The 6,323-nt window shown below is 61.6% G+C and carries 5 protein-coding genes; 1 reads left to right on the top strand and 4 read right to left on the bottom strand.

The genetic code is table 11. The features are described from left to right. Positions 1 to 324: 324 nt before the first annotated feature. On the bottom strand, positions 325 to 1,524 hold the full coding sequence (gene mtnK / locus ABLU88_RS23970) for an S-methyl-5-thioribose kinase (RefSeq protein WP_348838203.1): 1,200 nt from the start codon (positions 1,522 to 1,524) through the stop codon (positions 325 to 327). A gap of 102 nt (positions 1,525 to 1,626) precedes the next feature. Between mtnK and mtnA the strand changes: the two genes are divergently transcribed. After that, a complete protein-coding gene (gene mtnA / locus ABLU88_RS23965) occupies positions 1,627 to 2,655 on the top strand; it encodes an S-methyl-5-thioribose-1-phosphate isomerase (protein WP_275050565.1) in 1,029 nt (342 codons plus the stop codon). 45 nt (positions 2,656 to 2,700) lie between these two features. On the opposite strand, the gene ABLU88_RS23960 is transcribed toward mtnA, so the two are convergent. The 3 genes from ABLU88_RS23960 to ABLU88_RS23950 all read right to left on the bottom strand — a co-directional run bounded on the left by ABLU88_RS23960 (position 2,701) and on the right by ABLU88_RS23950 (position 6,274). Further along, entirely contained in the window at positions 2,701 to 3,969 is a 1,269-nt protein-coding gene (locus tag ABLU88_RS23960; RefSeq protein ID WP_348838200.1) for a histidine-type phosphatase, read from the bottom strand. A 25-nt stretch (positions 3,970 to 3,994) separates the two neighbouring features. Then, positions 3,995 to 5,356 (bottom strand): MFS transporter, encoded by a 1,362-nt coding sequence (locus tag ABLU88_RS23955; RefSeq protein WP_064375579.1) that lies wholly within the window; start codon positions 5,354 to 5,356, stop codon positions 3,995 to 3,997. A gap of 108 nt (positions 5,357 to 5,464) precedes the next feature. Continuing rightward, positions 5,465 to 6,274: an inositol monophosphatase gene (locus tag ABLU88_RS23950; protein WP_025106421.1), complete on the bottom strand. Its 810-nt coding sequence runs from the start codon at positions 6,272 to 6,274 to the stop codon at positions 5,465 to 5,467. Between the last annotated feature and the right edge of the window lie 49 nt (positions 6,275 to 6,323).

The raw sequence follows: 6,323 nt of genomic DNA, 5'->3' as shown, positions 1-6,323 counted from the left end.
TTGTTGCTTCCCGGGTCGCGGCGTAAACGCCTTACCCGGGCTACCGGATCGCAGATGGTGGCGAACCCGTAGCCCGGACAGATGCGAAGCATCGCCTCCGGGGAAAAGAGGCAAATACCCGGAGGCGGCGCTTGACGCGCCTGTCCGGGCTACCGGCATTATAACGATGGGCTGTCGGTGATTGAGTATCTGGGGTAGGGGATTGTGGGTTGTTGCTTCCCGGGTCGCGGCGTAAACGCCTTACCCGGGCTACCGGATCGCAGACGGTGGTGAGCCCGTAGCCCGGCTAAGCGCAGCGCGAGCCGGGAAAGGCTGGACAGAGATTCAACCGTACTGGCGAATTCGCGCAATCAGCTCATCCACGCTGTCGATACGCCCGGCAATCACAATCAGCGCTTTACCCAGCGTGATGGCGTGGCGCAGGCATTCATGGCGCATGGCGTCGTCCGGGATAGCGTCGATATCCGCCACGTGCGACAGCCCGACGCTGCGGCGAATCAGTTCGGTGCCGCAGAAGCCCACCGCGTCGGCCCACACTTTCTTCAGGAACGCGGAGGCATAGCCGGGCCAGGCCAGCGCGGCGTCGCGGGATCTCTCCGCCGCCAGCGCCTGAAAACGCTCGGCAAAGGTGGTCCAGAACTGCTGGATATCGCTGAGGCGCTGTTCGCGAGCGGCGGCGGCATCGCGAATGCCCAGATGCCCCGGCAGACCGCAGTAGTTGAGCAGCAGGTTGCCGATGGCGGTGCCGATATCGAAGCCAATCGGGCCGAAAAAGCCGAACTCGGCGTCGATGGCCTTAAAGCTGCCTTCGGCGACGAAAATCGAGCCGCTGTGGATATCGCCGTGCAGCAGCGCTTCGGCATGGGAAAAGAAGCGATGCTTGAGCGCGGCCACCGCCAGCTTCAGCTGGGCATCGTCGCGCAGGGCGGCGACATCGGCTTCCAGCGCGGCTGGATAGCTGTTGCGCTCGTGAACCTGATACGGGTCGTTAAAGAACAGATCCTCGGTGATTTCGCACATCTCGGGATTAATAAATTGCGCCACCTGGGCCTTTTTCTCGTGAGGATGCAGATAAAAGTCGCTGGTGTGGAACAGCGTCTGGGCCAGGTATTCCCCCAGCTGGCTGGCGGCCTGGGGGTAGTAAACGTTGTTGATCAGCTCCCCGCGCCAGATGCGGTGATCGGAGAGATCTTCCATCACCATCACCGCCAGTTCGGGATCGAAATGCACAATCCGCACCGTGTGCTGCGGGCAGTGCTGATTGTGAGCCACCAGGGTTTGTGCTTCAAGGCGCGCGCGGTCAAGGGTTAGCGGCCAGGATTCTCCCACGCAGCGCACGTAGGGCAGCGCCTGCTTAACGATAATCCGGCTCACGCCCCTGATATCGAAAATTTTAAACACCAGGTTGAGGTTGCCGTCGCCCACTTCCTGCGCGGACACCAGTTCTGACGGATTGTCGATACCGCCAAATTGTTGGGCGTAAGCCACCGCATCGCTGGCCGTGAAAGTATGGTATTGCGACATTGCCTCGATCCTCAAAATTCTGATTAAGCCGTTCAGACGTCTATACTTCTGGATTCCATCCTGACACAATGTGATACAACAACGCAACAGGGATTTAACTAAATGCAGACACTACAGACCACCAGCCTGCGGGTAAGCGAAAATCAGCTCTTTATTCTTGACCAGCAGGCTTTACCGCAGGAAAAACGCTGGCTGGCGGCGGATAACGTGGCGCTGCTGGTGGACCATATTCACGCCCTGCGGGTACGCGGCGCGCCGCTGATTGGCCTGTCGGCCAGCCTGCTGCTGGCGCTGCTGGCGCAGCGCGGCCTGACCCGCGAGGCGCTATCTGAGGCGCTGGAGACGCTGCGCGCCGCGCGTCCGACGGCGGTAAACCTGATGAATAATCTGGATCGCATGAAGCTGGCGCTGGCGGAGGAGCGCTTTCCACAGGCTCTGGAAGCGGAAGCGATGCGCCTGATCGAAGAGGATAAACAGCTTTGCGCCAGCATCGCCGAGGCGGGCAGCGCGCTGGTGACGCCGGGCAGCCGCCTGTTGACCCACTGCAATACCGGCGGCCTGGCGACGGCGGGCGTCGGCACCGCGCTGGGGGTGATTGCGCTGGCGCATCAGCAGGGAAAGGTGGCGAACGTCTGGGTGGATGAAACGCGCCCGCTGTTACAGGGCGGACGTTTGACCGCCTGGGAGCTGGGTGAACTGGGCGTGCCGTATCGGCTGATTACCGACTCGATGGCCGCCAGCCTGATGGCGCAGGGCCAGGTCGACGCGGTTTGGGTGGGCGCTGACCGTATCGCCGCCAACGGCGATGTGGCAAATAAAATCGGCACCTATTCGCTGGCGGTGCTGGCGAAGTATCATCAGATTCCCTTTTACGTGGCCGCGCCGCAGACTACCCTGGACCGCCATTGCCCGAACGGCGCGGCAATCCCGATTGAGCAGCGGGCGGCCGCCGAAGTTACCGGCGTCGCCGGCAGCTTTGGCGCGGTGCAGTGGGCGCCGAAAGAGGCCGCCGTTTATAATCCGGCGTTTGACGTCACGCCCGCGGCGTTAGTGAGCGGCTGGGTGCTGGACAGCGGCGTGGTGACCCCGGAGCAGGTCGCCGCCGGGGCGTTTGCGCCAGAAAAGGCCTGAACCTGAGCAAAAAGGCGAAGCGACCTCCCTCGCTTCGCCTTCAACTTATGGCAGCACCATCTCTACCGCCGGAGCGGACTGCGGGTCGATATTGCGGCCAAGCGCCTTCAGCGCCGCCTGGTACGGGCACAGCGTCCCGACGGCGGTGGTCCGGCAGCCCGCCTGATGCCACTCCTGGCGCAGCAGCGGATGCTGGCTATCCGGCGTTTGCAGGCGGCGTAAATCGTCCAGACTTTGCGCCTGGAAGTAGACGCGCAGGTAGCGTTTTCCGCTATGGGTGTCGCGCCAGCGTTCCAGTACCAGGCTGCTGCCCGGCGGGATATTGCCGCGGCTGTACCCCGGCAGCTGCCAGCTAAAGTCCATTAACGTCCGCACCATGGCGATATTGGTATCGTGCGCCACCAGCAGCAGCCAGCGCACGTTCGGCGCGGCGCCCTCTTTTACCCCTTCGAGCATGGCGTTGAGCAGAATCGAGCCGCGTTTTTGCGCGGTATAAAACACATCGTTGCTCAGATCGTAGTTCTCCGTCAGCAGCGGCAGCAGGGCGGTGACCTGGCTGGCGCGGGTAATATTGCCCCACGCCAGCTGGCTGAGAGGCAGGTTCTCGCTCCAGCCCAGACGCAGCGTCTCAACCATATTGGCCATCACGCTCAGCCCGCTAATCGACGTTTTGCCGCTTTTGCTCTGCTCCACCTGCCACGGCAGGTCAAATACCGGGCAGGGCTTATCGGGCGCGCAGACGGCGTTTTTCAGCAACTGAATCACCGGAGCCAGCGCCTGCCGACGCTGCGCCAGATCGCCGGCCGTCTTCTTCACTTCCGTCAGCTGGCGGGCGGGATCGGTTTGCGTGGCGGCAAATTTATCGGTCTGAAACAGCGGGTCGGCGTCGCCGCTGACGTGATGAATCATCACGCCGCAGCCGGGAAAGGCGCCGTCCACCAGCGCCTGGGCGGTGGCCCGCGTGCGCTGCAGGGGGCTGGCGCGCACGTAAATCTCTCCACTCGCCGGACAGCCCGCCGCCAGTAGTCCGAGCTGACGATAGCGTGTGCCTTCATCACGACCTTTATTGACGACGGCGGCGTAGCCGTGGCCGGTCAGCTCGCCGTCGTGGGTGGTCCACTGCGTCCACGGACGCTGGGTCGCGGCTTCGATAGCCTCCCGGTTGCCCTCCGTCGGCGGACGAATGCCGTGGCGGCTGAGCTCAACCACTTTTTCCAGCGTAAACTGCGCGGCTGCGTGGCCCGGCGCGGCCAGCAGCGGCAGGGCGCAGGCGAGCAGCAGGCGTAGCAAAACCTGATGTCGTACAGGCATCATAAAATCTTCCTTATAAGTTAAACGGTTATGACGAGAATGAGGTCTGACGCTCTATCGCGTGTCGCCTGGCAACAATCGCAGCGGTGGTAAAACAGAATAGCGCGGACATCAGGCCGGTGCCTACCCAAAACAGCGATAGCGTACTGAAGTCATACAGCGTTTTGCCATTTTCGATTATCGATGTTTTATCGATGATGATGCCGGTCAGAAACTCGCCGAGTCCCGCCCCCGCGTAGCTGGCGATACCGATGGTGCCGAGCGCGGCGCCCGCGGCTTTACGGGACGAAATATCGACGGCGATCAGTCCGCCAAGGAAGCAGGTCAACGCCCCGATGGTAGCGCCGAAGATAATCATCGCCAGAATATCGGTGTAGTAGCCGTGCGGCGACCAGAGCATCAGCGCGAAGCCGGCGGTGTTGAGCAGGCTGATAAAACCGGCCATCACGCTGCGGTTGCGCGGGAAGAAGCGGTCGGAGAGCATCCCGGCGATAATCGTTCCGGCAATACCCGCGATAGCGTTGACCCCGATAATCCCGGACGCTTCGAGGGTAGAGTAGGCTTTATCCTGCTCCAGGAAGAAGATCCCCCATGAGTTCACCGCGTAGCGGTCGATATACATAAACGCCGAGGCCAGCGCCAGCGCCCACAGGGCCGGGTTGCGCAGCGCCAGCAGCTGGTTTTTAAACACCGAGCCGCGGGCTTCCGTCTCCTCCTGCGGTTCGTCGCGAATCACGTTGATTGACGGGAAGCCGCAGCTTTGCGGCGAGTCGCGCATAAACAACAGCATCAGCACCACCCCGGCGGCGCCGAGCGCGGCGGTCGACAGATAGCCCATCTGCCAGCCGAATCCGGCAATCACCGCCGCGATCACCATATAGGTCATCGCTTCGCCGATGTTATGCGCCGTCGACCAGATGGCGTAAAAGGTGCCTCGTTCTTTACAGCCGTACCAGCGCGCCAGCGATACCACGCACGGACCGACGCCCATCGACTGCGCCCAGCCGTTAATCCCCCAGAAGATAGCCAGCAGCATGGCGTTGCTGGTCATCCCCATCATCAGGTTCATCCCGGCGCTCAGCAGCAGCCCAAGGCTCATATAGCGCACCACGTTGGCATGATCGGCGATAAAGCCGTTGACCAGCTTGCCGATGGCGTAGCTGAAAAACAGCGTTGAGCCGATCATGCCCAGCTCCGTCGGGGTAATGCCAAGCTCCACCAGCGCGCTTTTGGCGACGGTGAACGACAGCCGGCAAACGTAGAACGTGACGTACGCCAGGGTCATGGTAATAAAGGTTTGCCAGCGCACGCTGCGAAAGCGCCGCTCATCGAACTCTCCGCCCGCTTTGGGCGGCGAAGCGCGAAAAAATGCGATAATTCTTCCAGACATAATGGTATCTCCGAAGGTCGGAGGCCTGACTGATTAGTGTGGTTCGTCCGTGAGGGTAGATTGTCGTTGTGTAGAGTACATAATCAGATAAAGCCTGACCCGATGCGGTTAAGGTAATGGGTGACAAAGCATGTTTTTTAATTGTGGATAGAGCGTCTTGCTGGCCAGCAGCAGCGGATTACCGTGACGAATCCCGTCGTTTGCCAGATAGTCGTTGCTGAGGCCGCCCGCTTCGCGCATCAGCACCAGCCCCGGCAGCCCGTCCCACGGGTTCATATGCGGTTCGTAGTAGCCGATAAGCCTGCCCGCCGCCGCCCAGGCGCTCATCAGCGCCCCGGAGCCGTTGCGGATAAACATCCCGCCGTCGCTCAGCAGCGCATCGAGGAAGGGCAGAAAGACCGCAGGCGTCACGCGGTGCGAGGTGCCGACGCCCATCACGCCCTCTTTGACCGTCGCTGCCGGATGCGGCGCGATAGGCGCATCGTTAAGCCACGCGCCCTGGCCTTTCAGGGCGTGGAACAGCTCGCGATGGTTGGGGTCGTACACCACGCCGATAACCGGTTCGCCGTCGGCAATGATGGCCAGCGACAGGCACCAGGTGTGCAGGCCGTTAAGAAAACAGCTGGTGCCGTCGATGGGATCGACAACCCACAGCACGCGCGCGTCCGGCATCTGCGTCCCGCTCTCCTCGCCGAGAAAACCGTCCTGCGGGAAGGCGTCGGTAATGCGCTGCTTAACAAACGCTTCGACCCGCTTATCGGCGACGCTGACCACGTCCTGCAGATCCTCGCCTTTATGATCCACCGTCAGCCGGTCGCGCTGTTGATAGTATTCGAACGCCAGTTCAGCGCCGGCCTTCGCCAGCTCGCAGGCTAAACGGTAGCGGGCCTGCAGTTCATTTGATTCCAGTGATTTCATCATAACTCCCTATTTTGCACACGTGTGCAAATTGCCTGAAAAAAACGGC

Source organism: Klebsiella sp. GW_Kp182 (genome assembly GCF_040062275.1).
Lineage (GTDB): Bacteria > Pseudomonadota > Gammaproteobacteria > Enterobacterales > Enterobacteriaceae > Klebsiella > Klebsiella michiganensis.
This window is presented reverse-complemented; position numbering and strand designations above follow the sequence as displayed.

Bases quoted from the DNA above. Each gene is read 5' to 3' on its own strand.
- mtnK (WP_348838203.1), bottom strand. From the start codon at position 1,524: ATGTCGCAATACCATACTTTCACGGCCAGCGATGCGGTGGCTTACGCC.
- mtnA (WP_275050565.1), top strand. From the start codon at position 1,627: ATGCAGACACTACAGACCACCAGCCTGCGGGTAAGCGAAAATCAGCTC.
- ABLU88_RS23960 (WP_348838200.1), bottom strand. From the start codon at position 3,969: ATGATGCCTGTACGACATCAGGTTTTGCTACGCCTGCTGCTCGCCTGC.
- ABLU88_RS23955 (WP_064375579.1), bottom strand. From the start codon at position 5,356: ATGTCTGGAAGAATTATCGCATTTTTTCGCGCTTCGCCGCCCAAAGCG.
- ABLU88_RS23950 (WP_025106421.1), bottom strand. From the start codon at position 6,274: ATGAAATCACTGGAATCAAATGAACTGCAGGCCCGCTACCGTTTAGCC.